Origin of the sequence: Streptomyces sp. NBC_00775, assembly GCF_036347135.1 — a bacterium.
GTDB lineage: Bacteria > Actinomycetota > Actinomycetes > Streptomycetales > Streptomycetaceae > Streptomyces > Streptomyces lutosisoli.
Genome location: NZ_CP108938.1, coordinates 1,382,492 through 1,402,548, shown reverse-complemented (window position 1 = coordinate 1,402,548; position 20,057 = coordinate 1,382,492). Strand labels below are relative to the sequence as shown.

20 protein-coding genes are annotated in these 20,057 nt (G+C 71.6%); 11 read left to right on the top strand and 9 right to left on the bottom strand.

Features of this window, described 5'->3' with window-relative positions; translation table 11 throughout:
• Window positions 1–92: 92 nt before the first annotated feature.
• On the bottom strand, window positions 93–1,268 hold the full coding sequence (locus OIC96_RS06505) for an ATP-grasp domain-containing protein (protein WP_330308823.1): 1,176 nt from the start codon (window positions 1,266–1,268) through the stop codon (window positions 93–95).
• Window positions 1,269–1,610: 342 nt separating this feature from the next.
• Between OIC96_RS06505 and OIC96_RS06500 the strand changes: the two genes are divergently transcribed.
• Both OIC96_RS06500 and OIC96_RS06495 read left to right on the top strand, forming a co-directional pair.
• Window positions 1,611–2,519: a metallophosphoesterase family protein gene (locus OIC96_RS06500; RefSeq protein WP_330308824.1), complete on the top strand. Its 909-nt coding sequence runs from the start codon at window positions 1,611–1,613 to the stop codon at window positions 2,517–2,519.
• A complete protein-coding gene (locus OIC96_RS06495; protein ID WP_330308825.1) occupies window positions 2,467–3,156 on the top strand; it encodes a 4'-phosphopantetheinyl transferase family protein in 690 nt (229 codons plus the stop codon). Before OIC96_RS06500 ends, OIC96_RS06495 begins: the two co-directional genes overlap by 53 nt.
• Before the next feature lie 53 nt (window positions 3,157–3,209).
• Here the strand turns inward: OIC96_RS06495 and OIC96_RS06490 are convergent, their stop codons facing one another.
• Window positions 3,210–3,446 carry a hypothetical protein gene (locus tag OIC96_RS06490; protein ID WP_330308826.1) on the bottom strand — a complete coding sequence of 79 codons (237 nt, stop codon included), beginning with the start codon at window positions 3,444–3,446 and terminating at the stop codon, window positions 3,210–3,212.
• Between the two features lie 261 nt (window positions 3,447–3,707).
• On the opposite strand from OIC96_RS06490, the gene OIC96_RS06485 reads away from it, so the two are divergent.
• On the top strand, window positions 3,708–4,751 hold the full coding sequence (locus tag OIC96_RS06485; protein WP_330308827.1) for an alpha/beta fold hydrolase: 1,044 nt from the start codon (window positions 3,708–3,710) through the stop codon (window positions 4,749–4,751).
• Between the two features lie 247 nt (window positions 4,752–4,998).
• Here OIC96_RS06485 and OIC96_RS06480 read toward each other — a convergent pair whose 3' ends face one another.
• The 4 genes from OIC96_RS06480 to OIC96_RS06465 are packed head-to-tail and all read right to left on the bottom strand — an operon-like array spanning window position 4,999 to window position 8,923.
• Window positions 4,999–6,477 carry an FAD-dependent oxidoreductase gene (locus OIC96_RS06480; protein WP_330308828.1) on the bottom strand — a complete coding sequence of 493 codons (1,479 nt, stop codon included), beginning with the start codon at window positions 6,475–6,477 and terminating at the stop codon, window positions 4,999–5,001.
• Window positions 6,461–7,687 carry an MAB_1171c family putative transporter gene (locus tag OIC96_RS06475; protein WP_330308829.1) on the bottom strand — a complete coding sequence of 409 codons (1,227 nt, stop codon included), beginning with the start codon at window positions 7,685–7,687 and terminating at the stop codon, window positions 6,461–6,463. Before OIC96_RS06475 ends, OIC96_RS06480 begins: the two co-directional genes overlap by 17 nt.
• Before the next feature lie 16 nt (window positions 7,688–7,703).
• Window positions 7,704–8,234 (bottom strand): toxin-antitoxin system, toxin component, encoded by a 531-nt coding sequence (locus OIC96_RS06470; protein WP_330310366.1) that lies wholly within the window; start codon window positions 8,232–8,234, stop codon window positions 7,704–7,706.
• Window positions 8,235–8,266: 32 nt separating this feature from the next.
• Window positions 8,267–8,923, bottom strand: coding sequence for a helix-turn-helix domain-containing protein (locus tag OIC96_RS06465; protein WP_330308830.1), 657 nt, complete (start codon window positions 8,921–8,923; stop codon window positions 8,267–8,269).
• A 273-nt stretch (window positions 8,924–9,196) separates the two neighbouring features.
• Here OIC96_RS06465 and OIC96_RS06460 point away from each other — a divergent pair, with 273 nt between their 5' ends.
• On the top strand, window positions 9,197–9,853 hold the full coding sequence (locus OIC96_RS06460) for an MmyB family transcriptional regulator (protein WP_330308831.1): 657 nt from the start codon (window positions 9,197–9,199) through the stop codon (window positions 9,851–9,853).
• A 78-nt stretch (window positions 9,854–9,931) separates the two neighbouring features.
• Here OIC96_RS06460 and OIC96_RS06455 read toward each other — a convergent pair whose 3' ends face one another.
• Entirely contained in the window at window positions 9,932–10,714 is a 783-nt protein-coding gene (locus tag OIC96_RS06455) for a cache domain-containing protein (protein WP_330308832.1), read from the bottom strand.
• The gene (locus tag OIC96_RS06450; RefSeq protein WP_443058306.1) at window positions 10,668–11,525 is read right to left on the bottom strand and encodes a FadR/GntR family transcriptional regulator; all 858 of its coding nucleotides are present in this window, start codon (window positions 11,523–11,525) and stop codon (window positions 10,668–10,670) included. The genes OIC96_RS06455 and OIC96_RS06450 overlap by 47 nt, the downstream gene beginning before the upstream one ends.
• Before the next feature lie 77 nt (window positions 11,526–11,602).
• On the opposite strand from OIC96_RS06450, the gene OIC96_RS06445 reads away from it, so the two are divergent.
• The 4 genes from OIC96_RS06445 to OIC96_RS06430 all read left to right on the top strand — a co-directional run bounded on the left by OIC96_RS06445 (window position 11,603) and on the right by OIC96_RS06430 (window position 15,631).
• A complete protein-coding gene (locus tag OIC96_RS06445; protein ID WP_330308833.1) occupies window positions 11,603–12,640 on the top strand; it encodes an ABC transporter ATP-binding protein in 1,038 nt (345 codons plus the stop codon).
• Window positions 12,641–12,707: 67 nt separating this feature from the next.
• Window positions 12,708–13,907 (top strand): ABC transporter substrate-binding protein, encoded by a 1,200-nt coding sequence (locus OIC96_RS06440; RefSeq protein WP_330308834.1) that lies wholly within the window; start codon window positions 12,708–12,710, stop codon window positions 13,905–13,907.
• Between the two features lie 7 nt (window positions 13,908–13,914).
• Window positions 13,915–14,805, top strand: coding sequence for an ABC transporter permease (locus tag OIC96_RS06435; RefSeq protein WP_330308835.1), 891 nt, complete (start codon window positions 13,915–13,917; stop codon window positions 14,803–14,805).
• Window positions 14,806–14,815: 10 nt separating this feature from the next.
• Window positions 14,816–15,631, top strand: a complete 816-nt coding sequence (locus tag OIC96_RS06430; RefSeq protein WP_330308836.1) for an ABC transporter permease — start codon at window positions 14,816–14,818, stop codon at window positions 15,629–15,631.
• 37 nt (window positions 15,632–15,668) lie between these two features.
• Here OIC96_RS06430 and OIC96_RS06425 read toward each other — a convergent pair whose 3' ends face one another.
• Window positions 15,669–17,078: an aminopeptidase P family protein gene (locus OIC96_RS06425; protein WP_330308837.1), complete on the bottom strand. Its 1,410-nt coding sequence runs from the start codon at window positions 17,076–17,078 to the stop codon at window positions 15,669–15,671.
• Window positions 17,079–17,155: 77 nt separating this feature from the next.
• Between OIC96_RS06425 and OIC96_RS06420 the strand changes: the two genes are divergently transcribed.
• Genes OIC96_RS06420 through OIC96_RS06410 form a run of 3 tightly spaced genes read left to right on the top strand, consistent with a single transcriptional unit; the run spans window position 17,156 to window position 20,011 of the window.
• Window positions 17,156–18,310 (top strand): NAD(P)/FAD-dependent oxidoreductase, encoded by a 1,155-nt coding sequence (locus OIC96_RS06420; RefSeq protein WP_330308838.1) that lies wholly within the window; start codon window positions 17,156–17,158, stop codon window positions 18,308–18,310.
• Window positions 18,307–18,606 carry a (2Fe-2S)-binding protein gene (locus OIC96_RS06415; RefSeq protein ID WP_330308839.1) on the top strand — a complete coding sequence of 100 codons (300 nt, stop codon included), beginning with the start codon at window positions 18,307–18,309 and terminating at the stop codon, window positions 18,604–18,606. Before OIC96_RS06420 ends, OIC96_RS06415 begins: the two co-directional genes overlap by 4 nt.
• Window positions 18,599–20,011: an NAD(P)/FAD-dependent oxidoreductase gene (locus OIC96_RS06410; protein WP_330308840.1), complete on the top strand. Its 1,413-nt coding sequence runs from the start codon at window positions 18,599–18,601 to the stop codon at window positions 20,009–20,011. The genes OIC96_RS06415 and OIC96_RS06410 overlap by 8 nt, the downstream gene beginning before the upstream one ends.
• Window positions 20,012–20,057 lie beyond the last annotated feature (46 nt).

Below are 20,057 nucleotides of genomic sequence, written 5' to 3'. Positions count from 1 at the left end.
GAGAGGTGCGCAACCAAGTTGGTATGGACCAATCCCGCTGTCAAGACGCTGAGCGGAAATTGGTCCAGACCGGTAGTCGGGTGGGGGTGGGACTAGGCGGGTGCGATGGCGGCGGTGGCGGAGGCGTTCTCCGTCGCGGGGGCGGGCTCGGGCTCGGTGACAGGGCCGGGCGCGGGTTCCGTGGCCTGCGCGGGCACGGCGGGCAGTGCCGGCGCGGGAGTGTCGGCCCGCTGGTGCGGCAGCGACACCGCGCGCACCGGACGCGGGCCCGAGACCACCGTGTAGTCCTGCCCGAGGAACGGCGGGACCACCTCGCCCGTCTCCTCGCCGAGCGCCAACTGCACGGCAGCCCAAGGGGCGTTGACGCCGCACTGGGCGAGCTGGTGCAGTCCGCCGGCCGGACGGGTGTTGACGTCCATGAGGACCGGCTCGTCGCCGTACATGCGGAACTGGATGTTCGTCAGGTAGTGCAGTGCGAACTTCTCCGCGAGCAGGCGCGCGGGCTCGATCCAGGACGGGTGAAGCGTGAACCCGCGGCGGCGCCCGTTCTTGGTGCGGCCCACCGCCATGCGGATCCGGCCGTCGGGGCCGGTGAGGCAGTCGACGGACACCTCCGGCTGCTCCAGGCGCGGCATCACCAGCCAGTCGACGGGCTGGTCGGCCGCGCGCAGCGCCTCCACGACCAGATCGAGCGGCACGTACGGACTGGGAAATCCGTTGAGGTGATTGAGCGAGAAGGGGGCGCGCGTGATGACGCGGAAGCCCACCCCGCCCGCCCCCGACGCCGGCTTGAAGCACGCCTTGTGGCCCGCGGCCTCCAGCGCCTCGACCGCCGTGACCAGCTCATCCTCGGTGCGCACCCGCCACCACGGCGGTACCGGCACACCCACCGTCTGGACCGCCTCATAGGCGGTGACCTTGTCCTGGAAGACGGCCACGGCTTCGGCGGGCGGCGCCAGCAGGGCCGTACCGAGCGCGGCGAACTCCGCCCGCTGCGCGACGATCGCGGCCTGGTGCAGGACCGGCACGAACACGTCGATGGAGTGGCGGGCGCAGTGGTCGAGGGCGTACTCGACATACGCGCGCGGGGACAGGCCCTCGGGCTCCATGGAGGCCACGTCGGCGGCGGCCAGGACGGGGGAGTCGGCATCGCCGTGCGTCGCATGGATCTCGACCGCGCGATGCTGCGGATTACTTCGCAGCTGATCCATGAAGAACACGTTCTCCGCGTACGTGCGGTTGAGCCAGACGCGTACGCGAGAGCCCATACAGGCCACCTTTCACGGTTCGCGGGCACGGCGGAGCAGGCCGTGCCCGGCCAGGGGAGTGGGAGGAACACCAAGCCGCCGTACGCCAAAGCAGGTTCCTGGCGGCCGTGTTGGGGCGATCATAAGGGGCGTGGGGCCCCTGTGCTGCTACGGGCGTGTTACGGATTCCCGGAAACACCCGGCGAGGGGGTACGGATGCCGGGGAGCGGGCCACGGGGGACCGGGGCGAGGGCCAGAGTACCGGCACGGCGGACCGGGCGCGGGGCGGCGGCGGGCCCTTCTTGTCCCGTGGGGGCGGATGTGTTCTTGTGTTCCCATTCGTCTTCCTTGGGGGTGTCGCGGGTGCGGTCGACAGACGGCGGTCATGGGAACCTGCTGGCCATCAGCGATCTGCACATCGGATACGCCGAGAACCGCGCCCTCGTCGAGAAGATGCGCCCCGAGACGGACGACGACTGGCTTCTGGTCGCCGGTGACATCGGAGAGATCGTCGCCGACATCCGGTGGGCCCTGGAAACGCTCAGCAGCCGTTTCCGCAAGGTGATCTGGGTGCCCGGCAACCACGAGCTGTGGACCCACCCGAAGGACGAGGTACAGCTGCGCGGCGTCGCCCGCTACGAGCATCTGGTCGCCCTGTGCCGGGAGTTGGGCGTCATCACCCCCGAGGATCCGTACCCGGTGTGGGACGGTCCCGGCGGCCCCGCGGTCGTCGCGCCGCTCTTCCTGCTCTACGACTACTCGTTCCTGCCGCAGGGCTGCGTGACCAAGGACCAGGGGCTGGCCTATGCCCAGGGCACCGGGGTGATCTGCTCCGACGAGCACCTGCTCCACCCCGACCCCTACCCGAGCCGCGAAGCCTGGTGCCGGGCCCGGGTCGCCGAGACCGAGCGCCGGCTCGCCGAACTGCCCGACGATCTGCCCGTGATCCCGGTCAACCACTACCCGCTGGACCGCCACCCGACGGACATCCTGCGCTACCCCGAGTTCGCGATGTGGTGCGGCACCCGGCTGACCGCGGACTGGCACCGCAGGTTCCGTGTCGAGGCCATGGTCTACGGTCATCTCCACATCCCGCGGACCACCTGGCACGAGGGCGTCCGCTTCGAAGAAGTGTCCGTGGGGTACCCCCGCGAATGGCGCAGACGGCCGGGAACGCCGGGCACACTGCGCCGCATTCTGCCGATGGAGGTCGGAGCCGGTGATGGAGGAGCTGCTCCCGGAGTCGGTCGTGGCCGTGGAGAGCTACGGTGACGACGAGGCCGCGGGCGCGACCCTGTACCCCGAGGAGCAGGCGCTCCTGACACGGGCCGTGGAGAAGCGGCGCCGCGAGTTCACCGCCGTGCGCTCCTGCGCCCGGCGCGCCATGGAGAAGCTCGGCGTGCCCCCGGGACCGGTCCTGCCCGGCGAACGCGGCGCGCCGCAGTGGCCGTCGGGCCTGATCGGCAGCATGACGCACTGCGACGGCTACAGCGCCGCCGCGCTCGCCCGCGCCACCGATCTGGTCTCCCTCGGCATCGACGCCGAACCCCACCTGGCGCTCCCGGCGGGGGTCTTCGACGCCGTGGCCCTGCCCACGGAGGTGGACCGCCTCGACCGGCTGGGCGCGCGGACCCCCGCCGTCCACTGGGACCGGCTGCTGTTCAGCGCCAAGGAGTCGGTCTACAAGGCGTGGTTCCCGCTCACCCGGCAGTGGCTGGACTTCTCCGAGGCGGACATCGACATCGTCCAGGGCCCCGCGACCGGCGGCCCCGTCCTGTCAGGGCGATTCCGCGCCCAACTCCTCGTGCCGGGCCCGCTGGTGGGCGGCGAGCGCGTCGGGGCCTTCGACGGGCGCTGGACCCTCCAGCGGGGCCTGGTCGCGACGGCGGTCACCGTGCCCCGCGGCTGAGCCCGGCCCCGGTCACCGTGGACCACGGCTGAGCCGGCCGTGGGCACCGCCCCTCACCTGGGAGCCGGCTCCGGGCACCAGGTGTGCAGCAGCCGGAAGAACGCCTCCTCGTTGCCCGCGAGCCCGGCAGCCGCCAGTGCCCGCTCCGCCTCGGCGAGCGCGGACGGGGGCACCACGGGTGGTCGGCGCCCGTCGGGCGGACCGTCGAAGGCGGCTCGTACGGTCTGCAGGAGCCGCAGATAGGCCTGCACGGCGGCGCGTTCGTGGTCGGTCAGTACGGCGGTCGGCATCGGACGGCTCTCCCCGGGTCGGCTTGTCGTAGCGGTACATGGCGGTACGTCACTCCAGCTTGCCGTCCGGCACTGACAATCCCGTTTGGGTACGCGGAGGTTCGCCCGCTTAGCGGAGGCGAAACCTCACGGAAATCCCTGGTGGAACAGGAGCCCTAGGCTGGAGAGGAGAGCCTGCGGTCGCCTGCACGGCGCCCCGGGAGCTGCCTTCACGGCGGCCTGGAAGCTGCCTTACGGCGGCCTGGAACAGGAGGTCGGCCCGTGGTCGACGTACCGTCTCGGCGTCCGCGGCGCACCCTGCGGCTGCGCTCGGTGGGCGACGGGGAACTGCGCCTGCGCCACCGCGTCGTGCACGGCTACCGACGCGCCTACCGGATGGCGGGCGAGGGCCCGGCGCTCGTCCTGATCCACGGCATAGGCGACTCCTCGGCGACCTGGGCGGATCTGATCCCCGACCTCGCCCGCACCCACACGGTGATCGCGCCCGACCTGCTCGGCCACGGGGCGTCCGACAAACCGCGGGCCGACTACTCGGTGGCCGCGTACGCCAACGGGGTGCGCGATCTGCTCACCACGCTCGACATCGAGTCCGCCACCCTGGTCGGGCACTCGCTCGGCGGCGGCGTCGCGATGCAGTTCGCCTACCAGTTCCCCGAGCGCACCGAGCGGCTCATCCTGGTCAGCGCCGGTGGCGTCGGGGGCGAGGTCAACCCCGTACTGCGGGCCGTCTCGCTGCCCGGCGCGCACCTCATGCTCTCCACGCTGCAACTGCCCGGGATGCGCCTCCAAGTAGGCCTGTTCCTCCGTCTGATGAGGCTCCTCGACACCGATCTGGGCCAGGACGCACCGGAGTTGCTGAACCTCGTGGACGCGCTGCCCGACGCGACCTCCCGCAGCGCCTTCATCCGCACCCTGCGCGCCGTGGTCGACTGGCGCGGCCAGGCGGTCACCATGCTCGACCGCTGCTATCTCACCGAGGGCATGCCCACGATGCTGCTCTGGGGCGACCGGGACAGCGTGGTGCCCGTACGGCACGCGTACGGGGCACACAAGGCGATGCCGGGCAGCCGTCTGGAGATCTTCGAGGGGGCGGGCCACTTCCCCTTCCACAGCGACCCGGCGCGCTTCCTGGCCCTTGTCGAGGAGTTCACCAGCACCACGAGCCCGGCCGACTGGAGCCGCGAGCACTGGCGGGAGCTGCTGCGCGCGGGCCGCCCCGGCACGACGGCGGGACAGCCCGACACGGCCCAGAACCGCGCGGCGGAACGGGACCTGCGGGAGGCGAGCGAACGCAGCGCGACCTGACGCCCGCCTGTCCCGCTAGGCCCTGTCGTCAAATTCCCGCCTGCCCCGCGACGCCATGCACGTTCCCCCACTGCCTTAAGGGCGTGGGAGGTACCCCCACTCGCCGCACCGGGCACAGCCCCAAGTACGTCCAGTACGAGGGTGTGTGCCCGGCACGCCGAGAGCACGCACCTGACGCCGCGCGGCCCGCCCTCCGGGCGGACGACGGGAATTTGACGACAGGGCCTGGCCCCGGCAGGCCGGGGGATCAGCCCGGGGTGGGCGCCCCGGCCGTGCGGACCGTCTCCCGTTCCTGGTCCGTGAACGGCGGCTCGGCCAGCGGAGGCCGGCGCGGGCCGCGCAGCACCGCGAAGGCGACCTCGGGCTTGAAGAGGGTCGGCAGCGGTCCCGACAGCGTCATCACGCTGAACAGCGCCTGGGCGACCAGCGGACGCCCGGTCGCCGTCAGCATGAGCCGGTTCACATAGCGGCCGAGCAGATTCTGCGCGCCCCCGGGCTGCTTGCCGATCGCCTCCGGGTAGCGGATGTCCGTGCCCGTGGCCAGGTCCCAGGCGGTCGCCACCGGACGGGACACGGCACGCTGCACCCGCCGCGCGAGCCCCGGCGCCGTCAGCCCGTGCTCGGCCACCAGCCCGCGCAGCGCCACGGCGCCCTGCGCGGCCACCGACATGCCGTGCCCGTAGACCGGGTTGTACGTGGCGACGGCGTCACCGATCACGACGAACCCCTCGGGCCAGTCCCGCACCTTCTCGAAGAAACGCCGTCTGTTGACCGTGGAGCGGGTGAGGACGACGTCCGTCAGCGGCTCCGCGTGCGCGATCAGCTCGCCCACGACGGGATGTCTGACCCCGCGCGCGAACGCATCGAACTCCTCGTCGGAGCCGGTCGGCTGCCCGCCGCGCGTGCCCGACAGCGTCACCAGCCAGCGGCCGCCCTCGATGGGCACGATCGTCGACGACTGGCCCGGCACCGGCTGCGCCGCGTCCGGCTGTACGTTGACCACCGGGAAGTCCTCAGTGCCCGCGGGTGCGCGGAAGATCCGGCTGGCGTACGCGAGTCCCGAGTCCACCTCGTCCATCGGCGCCTCGGGCACGCCCAGCGCGTCGAGCCAGGTGCTGGCCCGCGAGCCGCGCCCCGAGGCGTCCACCACCAGATCGGCCGCGAGGACGCGCTCCTCGCCCTCGGACGTACGCACCCGCACACCCGTCACCCGGGAGGCGCCGCCCTCCAGGCCGAGGAGTTCGGTGCGCTGCAGGACGGTGACGCGCTCCATCTTGGCGAGCCGCGCGCGCAGCACCGAGTCGAGCAGATCCCGGCTGCACGCGATCATGAACTCCATCTCGGGCCAGCGCCGCAGCCAGCCCTGCGCCGACAGCGAGACGAGACCGGTCGGCAGCGGGATGCGCCGGGCGCCGGCGGCGAGCCAGGCGTCGGTCACCCCGGGCAGCAGCTCCTCCATCGCACGGGCGCCGCCGGACCACAGCAGATGGGCATGGCGGGCCTGCGGGAGGCCCCTCCGCGGCTCGGGCCCCTCGGGCAGCGCGTCGCGCTCGACGACGGTGACCTCGGCGTAGTCGTGCAGGGCGGCGGCGGCCAGCAGACCGGCCAGCCCGCCGCCGACGACGACGGCCCGACGGGAAGCCGCACCCGGCGGCAGACGGCGGGTGGTGTCGGCGGGTCTGCTCGGTTCGGCCGCGTCCCGGGAGGCGCTAGCTGGTTCGCTCATGGAAGTCGCTCTCTGAGCTGGTCGGGGCCCGCCCTCGAGCGGCCGCGACGACGGGTGACTGACGCAGGGCGATGGACATCCGCACGAGATCGCGGGGGCCATCGGTGTACGCGTACGCGGATCCGGGCGCCGGGGGACCGTCGGCCGCCTCCGCCGAGCTGATGACCCTGCCCTCCGGATCGGCGGCCCTGGCCCGCACCGCCGCCGTCACCATCACCGCGTCCGCCTCGGCCTGCGCCTGGGCGGGCGAGGAACCCGCGGTCAGGGCCGCGTCGTAGGCGTGGGAGCGCACCTCGGAGTCGAAGTAGGGGTACAGGCTGAGCATGCCGTCGTGGATGTCGGACTCCCGCTGGGTGACCTGGAGTTCGGCGGGGGACCACCAGGAGATCCGCACCGCGTGGTCCTCGTGCGCGGAGACCGACTTCAGTTCGCGCCACAGCGGCCCGAGCCTGCGGTACGTCGACCAGGTCGTCCAGCAGTCCCCGATGCGCTGGCAGGCCAGTGGCAGCAGGAAACCGACCGCGCTGACCTGCTCTCCCACGGAGGCGAGCATGGGGGCCACATCGGTGCTCAGGCCGTCCAGGTTCGCACCGTTCCAGCGGGCGACCACGGCGGTGAACTTGGTTGCCGCGTAAGGGACGTTGAAGAGGAAGCCGACCGCGATGATCAGCAGCCCGGCCCGCAGCCAGCCGTGCACCTGGAGCGCCCAGCGCCAGCACATGATGTTCATCGCGACGCCCGCGACGGTCAGCGCGAGGAGGTAGAGCACGATCATCTCGCGGATGAACGGGGTGTTGGCGTAGTAGGTGTCGAGATCCCGCAGCCGTTCCACGGGGGCGTCCCCGAGGGCGAACAGCACGACCAGCGCCACGCTGACCACGCCGTACCCGGTGATCCAGCGACGCGCGAGTCGACGGGTCACCTCCGGCGGTCCGCCGCGCCAGTTGATGATCAGCACCAGGCAGGAGGCGCAGAAGGCGCTCAGCAGGCAATAGACCAGGGGCGCCGAGATGTTGGGGACCCCGGTGAGGTCATTGACCCCGGCGATCGTCGGCGGGGCCGCGAAGACGAACACCAGGCCCGCCAGTGCCATGAGTACGCCGACGGACCGCTGGAGCGGGTCACGCCAGCCCCTGATCAGCGCGGGCGCCTTGGCGGCGAGAGCGACCCCCATGGCGGCGGCGGGGACGTAATAGCTGGATGCGTCCATGTCCTCGGAGACGTCCTCAGCCCTGCGTGCCCCGGTAGCCCAGGGACGCCTCGATCCGGCCGGCCAGACCGTCCCGGCTCACCGGCTGGCGCAACGACGAACCGGCCAGCCACGTACGGCACTTGCTGGCGAGCAGCAGACCGAAGCTCTCGGCCTCCTTCTCGTTGTCGAGGTCGAAGTGGGTGCGCGCGGCCACCTTCAGGACGGTCGCCTGGAGGTCCGCGTGGTCGCTGAGCAAGCGGGCCGCGACGGCCGCGCCCTCGACATGGTGACTGCAGTGCCCGGCCTTCATGTGCCACAGCTCATGACCGAGGATCACCAACTGGTGGTCGGGCGCGGTGCGTTCCTCGATGACGACGAGGTCCTGCTCGGCCATGTCGAGCCACAGCCCGCTGGCGGTGCCGGGCGGGAACGCGGCCGTACGGAACTGGACGGGACGGCCGCGGCGTCTGCTCATCGCGTCGCACAGCGCCGCGTACAGCTCGGCGGGTTCCGCCGGTGCCGGGAGCGAGAGCTCCGCGACCAACTCGCCGCACAGGCGGCGCATTTCCCTTCCGATGCCCACAGTTCTCCCCCGGCTCACGACTCGGGCCGCTTGACGCTCTCCAAGAGCATGTCCAGCCACTCGGCGACCTTGTCCCGGTGCTGGTCGGTGGGCAACTGCGCGGCCCGCCAGGCGATTCCGCGGACGCCGTGGTCCAGGAGCAGCCGCTCCAGCGGGTCGTTCACGACGGAGGCCGCCGCGCGCTCGCGGTCGGCGAGTCGCTGCAGGAGCTCCTGCTCCGAGCGCTGGAGGGCGCCCACGAGCGCCTCGGAGTCCTCGGCCGTCAGGAACCCGGCATGGACCCGGAAGAAGCGCTGGATGGCGTCACAGTGCTCCATGGTGGGGCGCCGGTCGCCGTTGATGAGGGCGCCCGCCTGCTGGCGCGACATGCCGGCGCCGTCGGCGATCTCCTGCTGGGTGTACCGGCGTCCGTTGGGCTTGAGCCGGGTGCGGCGCAGCAGGTCCAGGCGTTGCAGGAAGCGGGCCTGCAGGTCGGGCTCCCCGGCGGGGCGGCCGCTCAGCAGGGCCTTCACCACGGGTTCGGGGACGCCGGACTCGGCCGACAGGCGCTTGACGTCGAAGACCTCGGCGTGCTGCACACCGAGCCGGTCGGCGAGTGCGGTGACCCGGGCCACGACGGCCTGCAGCAGAACCGTCGCCGTGGCGCCCGGAACTTCGAAGCCATCCGTCACCGACAGATCTCCTACGTCTCTCTCAGGTCTCGCTCACGAAAGTCAGGAACCGTCCGGGTGTGAGGGTCGGGAACCGATCATCCGGACGCGAAGGTCAGGAACCAACCGGAGACTAGCGGCTTGCTCGAACTCACATCCAGGTCTCGCCACAACTGTGGCGAGATTCAGCCGTCAACAGGCGCCAAATGCCACGATAGTTGACACGCCTGTGCCCTGGGCAGCAGGATCGGGGCGCCGCGTGAAGGCCGCAGAGGCAAGAGGGGTGACCTCCCGATGGCGTACCAGGCAGGAAGGCAGCGGTCCCAGCCGCGACCTGTCCCCGAGAGTCTCGAAGCTCAGGCGTATCTCCAGGACTACGCCGCCCTCTTAGAAGCCGTCCCGTTCCCCTCCGTCGTCTTCGATCACCGCTGGGACGTCGTGCTGTCCAACGCCGCGTTCGAGACACTTTTCGACGGCGTCGGCCCCCATCCGACGGCCATGCCCGGCGACAACTTCCTTCGGTTCGTGCTCTTCCATCCGGACGCGGCCACGGTCCTCGGCGACCACGAGTCGAGCTGGTGCCTGCCGATGCTGGCCCACTTCGCGGCCGCCGTGGAGCTCCACGGCCAGGACCGCGGACTCCAGTCGATCCGCCGGGACATCGCCCAGGACCCGATCATGGACGCCGCCTACCGGCACGGGTTGCCGCACTGGATCCGCGCGGTCGGCCCGGGCGCCGTCGAGCACGACGGCGCCGTACGCCCGCTGGTGCACCCCGAGCCGCGCTGGGGCAGCACGGAGTGCCGGATCGTCGACGACACGCCCAAGACCCTCCGGGACATGGGCTATACGCGGATGACGCTGGTCCTGCGCGAGACGCGGCAGGCGGCGGCCGGACCGCGCAAGGTCCGCAAGACGCGCAACGGAGCGGCGGAGCTGCGGGCGGTGTGAGCCCGCGGGGGCGGGCGGTTGGCGTCTTCGCGGCGGTGCGCACGGCCGGGTGTCCTCGGCCGTGCCGTACGGCGGGGCTCAGTCGTCCAGCACCACGAGCACGAGCGGAACGCCGTCGCACGGCACCAGCCGCATCCGGTCGAAGCGCGCGGTCCGCGCCGACGCCAGTACGGCACCGAAGTCCGGGCCCTTGGTGAGCGATCCGGCCAGATGCGCGGGATCGGCGGACGCGGCCACCCGGCCCCGCGCGTTCACCAAGTGGGCCGCCCCCGGCAGCCGTTGGAGCAGCGGGACGACGGCGTTCTCGAAGTGCCGCAGATACACGTCGGCCGCGGCGACCCCGACGAACCGTCCCTCCACCTGCACGGGCGCGGACAGCGTCAGGCTGTACTCGTCGGAGCACAGGTAGTCCACATAGGGCCCGGCGACCGCGCGCTGCCCGGTGTCGCGGGGGAGGGCGAACCAGTCCCAGTGCGTGTAGTCGGAGTACGCGGAGTGCTCCGGATCGAGGTCGAGCAGCAGCGGCCGTACGTCCCCGTCGGAGCCCTGCTGCCACCACTCCAGCCACGCCGGTACGTCACTCAGCAGCCCCGGCGCCGCGACGAATCCGGCGCCCGACACCAACTCCTGCCGGGTGAGCCGGAGATGGAGCCCCGGGCGCAGTGCGGCCAGATCCACGGTCGCGGGGCGCCGGTTCTGCGCGGCGACCCGGGCGAGCAGCCTCGCGGTGTCGGTACGGGTCTCGGCCACCGCCTCGAACACGGCCTCCAGCGTGGAGCGGACCTGGGCGGCGACGGCCGCCTCGGGCGTCGCGTCAAGCGTCGCCGCCGCGGCGCCCGCCAGGCCGGGGCTCCTGCTCATGGGTGCCCTCCAGCGGACGGGGACCGGACGCGGCGCGCGGCATCGACAGACGCAGGGCGATGAGCCGCGCCGTCGAATCCTGCACGCACCGCTCGGCCAGGGCTCTGGCCGAATCGTGGGCCCCATCTTGCACCGCCGAGATTACGGAGCGGTGACGGTCGGCCACTTCTTCACGGTATTCGTCGTCCCCGAGCACGAGACACAACAGCGCGCCCACTTCCGTCTGGAGCGCGACCTGTTCACGGGTCAGCCGGGCCGACTGCGCCGCCGCGGCGAGCTCGACATGAAACCGGCCGTAGACACGGCTGCGCGCCGCCGCGTCCGCGGCGGTCGACAGTGCTTCGAGGGTGCGGCGCAGCTGCTGAAGATCGTCCGGTTCCGTGCGCTCCGCGGCCAGCCGTGCGGCCGTGCCCGACAAGGCGGCCCAGTGGTCGCCCAGGTCGCGCAGCTCCTCGGTGCTCCAGCCGGCGAGCCGGGCCTTCAGCCGCTCCTCGCCGGGGTCCTCGGGGAGGGACACGAAGCTTCCGCCGCCACGCCCCCTGCGCGTGGTGACCAGTCCCTGCTGCCGCAGCGCCATGAGCGCCTCGCGCAGGGTGACCGTGGACACGCCGAGCTGCCCGGCCAGCTCCATCTCGCCGGGCAGTTGCTCCCCGTCGGAGAGCAGCCCGAGCTCTATGGCATCACTGAGCCTGCGGACGACCGTCTCCACTCGCGCCCGATTGTCCAGCGGGGTGAAGATGGCCCTCCGGGCGCCATTGTCCATGTGTTGCTTCACGACCACCACCTTGTGCGTTGACTCAACCTTTACCATAAGGGGGTCTTGAGCTTTGAACTATGACTTCATATCTTTCCGGTCAACGTAAGAGTGCACCAGAAAGGTTCCCGCCCATGGAGGGAAGCACGATCCGGCTGCAGGATCTGCGGAAGTCGTTCGGCGAGACGACCGCGGTGGCCGGAGTCGACCTGGAGATATCCGACGGCGAGTTCTTCTCGATGCTCGGCCCGTCCGGCTCCGGGAAGACGACCGTCCTGCGCATGATCGCGGGCTTCGAGACCCCCACCTCCGGGCGGATCGAGCTGGCCGGCCAGGAGGTCACCGGGCTCGCCCCCTTCGAGCGGGATGTGCACACCGTCTTCCAGGACTACGCGCTGTTCCCGCACATGACCGTGGAACAGAACGTCGCCTACGGCCTCAAGGTCCGCAAGGTGCCCAAGGCCGAGCGGCTGGTGCGGGCCCGCAAGGCGCTCGCCGACGTACGCCTCGAAGGGTTCGGCAGGCGGCGCCCGAGCCAGCTTTCCGGGGGCCAGCGCCAGCGCGTCGCACTCGCCCGCGCCCTCGTCGGCCGCCCCCGGGTGCTGCTGCTCGACGAACCGCTCGGCGCCCTCGACCTCAAGCTGCGCGAGCAGATGCAGGTCGAGCTCAAGGCGATCCAGCGCGAGGTCGGCATCACCTTCGTCTTCGTCACCCACGACCAGGAGGAGGCCCTGACGATGAGCGACCGCATCGCCGTCTTCAACCAGGGCCGCATCGAGCAGGTCGGCACCCCGGCCGAGATCTACGAGCGCCCCGCCTCGGCCTTCGTCGCCGGCTTCGTCGGCACGTCCAACCTGCTCGAAGGCCAGTCCGCGCAGCAGGTCGTCGGCGCCCCGGGCACGTACAGCATCAGGCCCGAGAAGATCCGGGTTCTGAAGGAGTCCGCCGAGGCCGACGAGCCGGAGCACTCCACCGCCGTCGGCACCGTCGTCGAGGTCGTCTATCTGGGTGACTCCACCCGCTTCCTGGTGGATCTCGACGCCGGCGGACGCCTCACCGCGCTCCAGCAGAACCTGGAGACCACCTCCGAGGACGTCGCCGCCTACCGCGGCACCCGGGTCCGCCTCCAGTGGCGCCGAGGCCACACCTTCAAGGTCCCCGACCCCCGCTGACCGCCCCCCACCGCCCCCCACGCTCGGTCCCCATCACGCTCAGTCCCCATCAGGTATGGAGTACGTCGTGCGCCTCACCCGAACCCTTCAGGCCGCCGCCGCAGTCGCGGTGCTCCTCGCGGCCTCCGCCTGCGGATCGTCCGACTCGGGCGGCTCCTCCTCGTCGACCGGGCTCAACCCGCCCGACCTCAAAGCGCAGTCGAAGCTCGGCAAGACCGAGGGCCAGGTCAACCTCATCGCGTGGGCCGGCTATGTCGAGGACGGTTCGAACGACCCCAAGGTCGACTGGGTCAGCGACTTCGAGAAGCAGACCGGCTGTCAGGTCAACTCCAAGGTCGCCGCCAGCTCCGACGAGATGGTCAAGCTGATGAAGACCGGCCAGTACGACGCCGTGTCCGCGTCCGGCGACGCGTCTTTGCGCCTCATCGCCTCCGGCGACGCGGCCCCGGTCAACACCGCCCTCGTACCGAACTACAAGGACGTCTTCAGCGGCCTGAAGAACGGCGCCTGGAACTCCGTCGACGGCCAGATGTACGGCATCCCGCACGGCCGCGGCGCCAACCTGCTGATGTACAACACGCAGAAGGTCACGCCCGCCCCCACCTCCTGGGCGGCCGTCTTCGACGACGCCTCGAAGTACAAGGGCCATGTGACGGCGTACGACTCGCCGATCTACATCGCCGACGCGGCGCTCTATCTCAAGGCGACCAAGCCGGAGTTGAAGATCAAGGACCCCTACGCGCTGGACCAGACACAGTTCGACGCGGCCGTCGCCCTGCTGAAGAAGCAGGGCGCGAACGTGGGGGAGTACTGGAGCGACTACCTCAAGGAGATCTCCGCCTTCAAGAGCGGTGACTCCGTGGTCGGCACCACCTGGCAGGTCATCGCCAACCTCGCCGCCGACGAGGGCGCCAAGGTGAAGGCCTTCGTGCCCAAGGAGGGCTCCACGGGCTGGTCGGACACCTGGATGATCTCCGCCAAGGCCAAGCACCCCAACTGCGCCTACAAGTGGGCGGACTGGATCATCTCCCCGAAGGTGAACGCCCAGGTCGCCGAGTACTTCGGTGAGGCACCCGCCAACTCCAAGGCCTGCGCCGAGACCAGCGACAAGTCCTTCTGCGACACCTACCACGCCTCCGACGAGAGCTACTGGAAGAACATCGCCTTCTGGAACACGCCCATCGAGCAGTGCCTCGACGGCCGCACCGACGTCAAGTGCGTGCCGTACGCCAAGTGGGTCCAGGCCTGGACCGAGATCAAGGGCTGAGCGACACATGACGTCCACCACGCAGGCCGCCGGACGGTCCCCCGTCCGGCGGCTCGCCGGGACCCTGCACCGGCACTCCCGGCTGCGGCTGTCCCTGCTCCTCACCGCGCCGCTGCTCTGGCTGGCCGTGCTCTACCTCGGCTCACTGGCCGTGCTGTTCGTCTCCGCGTTCTGGACGACCAACTCCTTCACCTCCGAGGTGGTGAAGGTCTGGTCGACCGACAACTTCCACGCGCTGTTCACGACACCGGTCTTCCGGCAGGTGATCCTGCGCAGCATCGGCGTCGCCCTCGCGGTCACCGTCCTGTGCGCGGTGATCGCCTTCCCGGTCGCCTTCTACACGGCCCGCATCGCCCGGCCCAAGTGGCGCCCGCTGCTCGTGGTCGCCATCCTCACCCCGCTGTGGGCGAGTTACCTCGTCAAGGTGTACGCCTGGCGGCTGATCCTCTCTCAGGGAGGCCTCGCCGACTGGATGCTGGAGCCCTTCGGGCTGAGCGGACCCGGGTTCGGACTGCCCGCGGCGGTCATCGCGCTGACGTACCTGTGGCTGCCGTACATGATCCTGCCGATCCACGCGGCACTGGAGCAGCTGCCCGCCAACCTGCTCGACGCGTCGGCGGACTTGGGCGGGCGGCCCGTGCGCACCTTCCGCTCGGTGGTGCTGCCGATGGTCTTGCCGGCCGTCGCCGCGGGCTCGGTCTTCACCTTCTCGCTCAGCCTCGGCGACTACATCACCGTGCAGATCGTCGGCGGCAAGACCCAGCTCATCGGCAACCTCGTCTACTCCAACATCGAACTGAACCTGCCCATGGCCGCCGCGCTCGGCACGGTCCCGGTCGTCGTCATCGTGCTGTACCTGCTCGCGATGCGCCGCACGGGCGCCCTGAGCAGCCTCTGAGGAGCCCGCTGTGCAACTCTCCCGTTCCGCGCGCATCGCGCTGCGCCTCGCCGCCGGGCTCGGCTTCGCGATCATCTACGTGCCGCTCGCGCTCGTCCTGATCAACTCCTTCAACCCGGACCGCAGCGCGAGCTGGCCGCCCTCCAGCCTGACCTTCCACTGGTGGTCGGTCGCCTGGGACAACGAGGGCGCCCGCGCGGCGCTCTGGACCTCCGTCAAGGCGGGGCTCGGCGCCACCGCCATCGCCCTCGTGCTCGGCACGCTGGTCGCCTTCGCGGTCGGCCGGCACCGCTTCTTCGGCCGCGACGCCATCTCCTTCGTGGTCGTCCTGCCGATCGCGCTGCCCGGCATCGTCACGGGCATCGCGCTCAACTCGGCCTTCAGTACGGTACTTGAGCCGCTCGGCGTCGGCCTCGGCATGTTCACCGTGATCGTCGGTCACGCCACCTTCTGCATCGTCGTCGTCTTCAACAACGTCGTCGCCCGACTGCGCCGTACGTCCGGCACCTACGAGGAAGCCGCGATGGACCTGGGCGCGGACACCTTCCGGGCCTTCGTCGACGTCACCTTCCCGCTCATCCGCTCGGCGCTCCTCGCGGGCGCGCTGCTCGCCTTCGCGCTCTCCTTCGACGAGATCGTGGTGACGACATTCACGGCCGGGCCCGGGATCGAGACCCTGCCGATCTGGATCTTCAACAACATGACCCGGCCCCAGCAGGCACCGGTCGTGAACGTCGTGGCGGCGGTGCTCGTCCTGCTCTCGGTGGTGCCGATCTACGTGGCGCAGCGGCTGTCCGCCGACACGGCGACCGAGAGCAGGATCTGAGCGGTCTCGGGGAGGTGAGGGCCCCGGCGAGACCCGGCTATCCGGCGAACTCCCGCATCCACGCCTCGACTTCGTCGGCCGAGCGGGGCAGCCCGGCCGACAGGTTCTCGTACCCGTCCGCCGTCACCAGCAGGTCGTCCTCGATCCGGACGCCGATGCCGCGCCACGGTTCGGGCACGGTCAGGTCGTCAGGCTGGAAGTAGAGGCCGGGCTCGACGGTGAGCACCATGCCCGGCTCCAGGACCCCGTCGACGTACTCCTCGTTGCGGGCCTTGGCGCAGTCGTGGACGTCGATCCCGAGCATGTGACCGGTGCCCGCCATGGTGAACCGGCGCTGGAGACCGAGCTCGTACGCGCGCTCGGCCGGGCCCTCGATGAAGCCCCACTTCACGAGCCGCTCGGTCATCGACCGCTGGGCGGCCTCGTGGAAGTCGCGGTACCGGGCGCCCGGCTTCACCGCGTCCATGCCGGCCTCCTGGGCCTCGTACACCGCGTCGTATATCTCCCGTTGGAGCGGGGTGAACGTCCCGCTGATCGGGAGGGTGCGGGTGACGTCGGCGGTGTAGAGCGTGCGGGTCTCCACGCCCGCGTCCAGCAGGAGCAGCTCGCCCGGGCGGACCGGGCCGTCGTTCTCCGTCCAGTGCATGATCGTGGCGTGCTCGCCGGCCGCACAGATGGAGCCGTAGCCGACGTCGTTGCCCTCGACGCGGGCGCGGCGGAAGAAGGTGCCCTCGATCCACCGCTCCGAGGTGGCGACCGCCTGCGACAACTCCCGTACCACGTCGGTGAATCCACGGACCGTGGAGTCCACGGCCCGGCGCATCTCACCGATCTCCCACGCGTCCTTGACCAGCCGCAGCCCGGACACCGCCGTCTCCAGGTCGGCGTCCCGGTCCTCGTCCGAGGTGAGCGCCGCTTCGATCCCGGGGGCATGGCCGCGCACGACACGGGTCGGTACGCCCGTGTCCTTGAGGTCCTCGACGATCGTGCGGATGTCACGGCACGGCAGGCCGAGCACCGACTCCGACTCGGCGAGGGAACGGCGGCGGCCCATCCACAGCTCGGCCGTCTTGCCCGTCCAGAACTCGTCGCTGTCCCGGGTGTCCCGGGGGAGCTGATAGCAGTGCGCGTCGTGGCCGCCGTCCGCGCGGGGCTCCAGCACCAGGGCACCGTCACGGGCTTGATCGCCCGTCAGATGCACGTAGCCCGAGTACGGGCGGAACGCGTAGGGGGTGTCGTTCGAGCGTGTCTTGAGACTTCCGGAGGGGATGACGAGCCGCTCGCCCGGGAAGAGGGCGGAGAGCGCGGCGCGTCGGCGGGCCGCGTACGGCGCCTGCTCGATGGGCCGCAGATCGCGCTGCTCCGTGTCGGCCCAGCCCGTCCGCATCAGCGCGGACAGCTCGTCGGAGACTCCTTGATACAGACCGTTCTTTCGGCCCTTTGCCACGTCAGGCACCTCTTCTGTGTGTTGTCGACTGTTCCCGGGCTGTTCCAAGCAAGAGAAGCATGTGACATAGTACTGATGTGAGCAAGGCATTTACCTGCGATGTTGTAGTCGTCGGGGCCGGAATGGTCGGCGCGGCCTGCGCCCTGTACGCGGCCCGGGCGGGCCTCGACGTCGCCCTGGTGGACCGCGGTCCGGTGGCCGGCGGCACGACCGGCGCGGGCGAGGGGAACCTGCTCGTCTCCGACAAGGAGCCCGGGCCCGAGCTCGACCTCGCCCTGCTGTCGGGGCGGCTGTGGGCCGACCTCGCGGAGGAGGGTCTCGGACCGGCGATCGAATACGAGGCCAAGGGTGGTGTCGTCGTGGCCTCCACCCCCGAGGGCCTCGCCGCGCTGGAGACCTTCGCGGCGGGCCAGCGCGCGGCCGGGGTCCTGACGTCATCGGTCGCCGCCGGCCAACTCCACGACCTGGAACCGAACTTGGCGCCCGGCCTCGCGGGCGCCGTGCACTATCCGCAGGACACCCAGGTGATGCCCGCCCTGGCCGCCGCCCATCTGGTGCGGGCGTCGGGGGCCCGGCTGCTGACCGGGCGGACCGTGACCGAGGTGCTGCGCACGACGGACGGAGCGGTGCGCGGCGTGCGGACCGACCGGGGCGACCTCCATGCCCCGGCCATCGTGAACGCGGCCGGTACGTGGGGCGCGGCGGTGGCCGGGCTGGCCGGTGTCCCGCTCCCCGTCCTGCCCCGCCGCGGGTTCGTCCTCGTGACGGAGCCGCTGCCGAGGATGGTGCGGCACAAGGTGTACGCCGCGGACTATGTCGCCGACGTGGCCAGTGACTCGGCGGCGCTGCAGACGTCGCCCGTCGTGGAAGGGACGGCCGCGGGGCCGATCCTCATCGGCGCGAGCCGGGAGCGGGTCGGCTTCGACCGCTCCTTCTCACTGCCGGTCGTCCGGGCGCTGGCCGCCGGGGCGACCCGGCTGTTCCCGTTCCTGTCGGAGGTCCGCGCCCTCCGTACCTACCTGGGCTTCCGCCCGTACATGCCGGACCACCTTCCCGCGATCGGCCCGGACCCCCGGGTGCCCGGTCTCTTCCACGCCTGCGGGCACGAGGGCGCGGGCATCGGGCTCGCCACCGGCACCGGGCAGCTGCTCGCGCAGGCCCTGGCCGGCAAGACCACCGACCTCGACCTCGCGCCGTTCCGGCCCGACCGCTTCGTCCAGGAGGCCGCGTGAACCCCCGGGAACTGGTCCGGGCCCAGCCGGGGCCCGCGTTCACCGTCACCCTCGACGGCCGCGAGATCGAGGCGCTGCCCGGCCAGACCGTCGCCGCCGCGCTGTGGGCCGCCGGCGTCACGTCCTGGCGCACCACCCGCGACGCGGGCCGCCCGCGCGGTGTCTTCTGCGGCATCGGCGTCTGCTTCGACTGCCTCGTCACCGTCAACGACCGCCCCAACCAACGGGCTTGCCTGATCCCGGTGCGACCGGGCGACGCGATCCGCACGCAGGAAGGCACGGGCCACCATGACTGACCGACCGCACCTCGCGGTGATCGGCGCGGGCCCGGCGGGGCTCGCCGCGTCCCTGGCGGCGGCCGCGCGCGGCATCCGCGTCACACTGATCGACTCGGCGGCACAGGCGGGGGGCCAGTTCTACCGCCAGCCCGCGAGCGGGCTGGGGGCGCGCCGTCCGAAGGCGCTGCACCACCAGTGGCGGACGTGGGAGCGGCTGCGGGACGGGCTCGCCGCGGCGGACACCATCCATCAACTGACGGACCATCATGTCTGGTGTGTGGAACGGCGGTCCGAGGGCTTTGCCGTGCACGCGCTGCTGGGCCCGGAGCAGGAGAAGCCGGCCACCGTCCACGCCGACGCCGTCCTCCTCGCCACCGGTGGCTACGAGAAGGTGCTGCCCTTCCCCGGCTGGACCCTCCCCGGTGTCGTCACCGCGGGTGGGGCGCAGGCCATGCTCAAGGGCGGGCTCGTCGTGCCGGGTCGGACCGCCGTGGTGGCCGGGACCGGGCCGTTGCTGCTGCCCGTGGCGACCGGGCTGGCCGCGGCGGGCGTCGAGGTGGCCGCGCTCGTCGAGTCCGCCGACCCCAAGGCGTTCGCGCGGAAGGCGACAGCGCTGGCCGCCCAGCCCGGCAAGGTCGCCGAGGGTGCCCAGTACGCCGCCCAACTCCTGCGCCACCGCATCAGGTTCATCCCCCGGCACACCGTCGTCGAGGCGCACGGCGACGCACGGCTCGACGCCGTGACCGTCGCCGCGCTCGACAAGGGCGGGCGCGTCCGGCCCGGCACCGCCCGGCGCATCCCCTGTGACACGCTCGCCGTCGGGCACGGCATGCTCCCGCACACCGATCTCGCCGAGTCGCTCGGCTGCCGCATCGACGGACTGAAGGTGTACGTCGACGACGAGCAGCGCACCGACGTGCCCGGCGTCTGGGCCGCCGGCGAGACCACCGGCATCGGCGGCTCCGCGCTGTCGCTCGCCGAGGGCCATATCGCCGGCCGTTCCATCGCCGCCAGGCTCACCGGCACGGAACCCGACGCGCGCGCATGGGTCGCGGTCGACAGGTCCCGTACGAGGACGCGGGAGTTCATCGCCGCGCTCGACACCGTGTACGCGCCGCCCGCGCATTGGACGGACCAGGTCACCGACGACACCGTCGTGTGCCGCTGCGAGGAGGTCACCGGCGGCGAGATCCGTGCGGCCGTCGCCGAGCTCGGTGCGGGCGATGTACGGACCGTGAAGCTGCTCACCCGCGCCGGGATGGGCTGGTGCCAGGGCCGGATGTGCGAGCCCGCGGTCGCGGGACTCACCGGGTGCGAACAACAGGCGGCGCGGCGGCTGTTGGCCCGCCCGGTGCCGCTCGGCGTCCTCGCGCGGGCCGGGGAGTCGTCCCCGGAGCCTTCCGGGGAGCCCGAAGCCGACTGACCTCCGTCGTGCGGCCGTAGTCGCGACAGCCGCAACAGCCGCAACA

What these genes read in the sequence shown, in the direction of transcription:
- OIC96_RS06505 (WP_330308823.1), bottom strand. Translation starts at nt 1,268, where the DNA reads ATGGGCTCTCGCGTACGCGTCTGGCTCAACCGCACGTACGCGGAGAAC.
- OIC96_RS06490 (WP_330308826.1), bottom strand. Translation starts at nt 3,446, where the DNA reads ATGCCGACCGCCGTACTGACCGACCACGAACGCGCCGCCGTGCAGGCC.
- OIC96_RS06480 (WP_330308828.1), bottom strand. Translation starts at nt 6,477, where the DNA reads ATGAGCGAACCAGCTAGCGCCTCCCGGGACGCGGCCGAACCGAGCAGA.
- OIC96_RS06475 (WP_330308829.1), bottom strand. Translation starts at nt 7,687, where the DNA reads ATGGACGCATCCAGCTATTACGTCCCCGCCGCCGCCATGGGGGTCGCT.
- OIC96_RS06470 (WP_330310366.1), bottom strand. Translation starts at nt 8,234, where the DNA reads ATGCGCCGCCTGTGCGGCGAGTTGGTCGCGGAGCTCTCGCTCCCGGCA.
- OIC96_RS06460 (WP_330308831.1), top strand. Translation starts at nt 9,197, where the DNA reads ATGGCGTACCAGGCAGGAAGGCAGCGGTCCCAGCCGCGACCTGTCCCC.
- OIC96_RS06455 (WP_330308832.1), bottom strand. Translation starts at nt 10,714, where the DNA reads ATGAGCAGGAGCCCCGGCCTGGCGGGCGCCGCGGCGGCGACGCTTGAC.
- OIC96_RS06450 (WP_443058306.1), bottom strand. Translation starts at nt 11,525, where the DNA reads ATGGTAAAGGTTGAGTCAACGCACAAGGTGGTGGTCGTGAAGCAACAC.
- OIC96_RS06445 (WP_330308833.1), top strand. Translation starts at nt 11,603, where the DNA reads ATGGAGGGAAGCACGATCCGGCTGCAGGATCTGCGGAAGTCGTTCGGC.
- OIC96_RS06435 (WP_330308835.1), top strand. Translation starts at nt 13,915, where the DNA reads ATGACGTCCACCACGCAGGCCGCCGGACGGTCCCCCGTCCGGCGGCTC.
- OIC96_RS06410 (WP_330308840.1), top strand. Translation starts at nt 18,599, where the DNA reads ATGACTGACCGACCGCACCTCGCGGTGATCGGCGCGGGCCCGGCGGGG.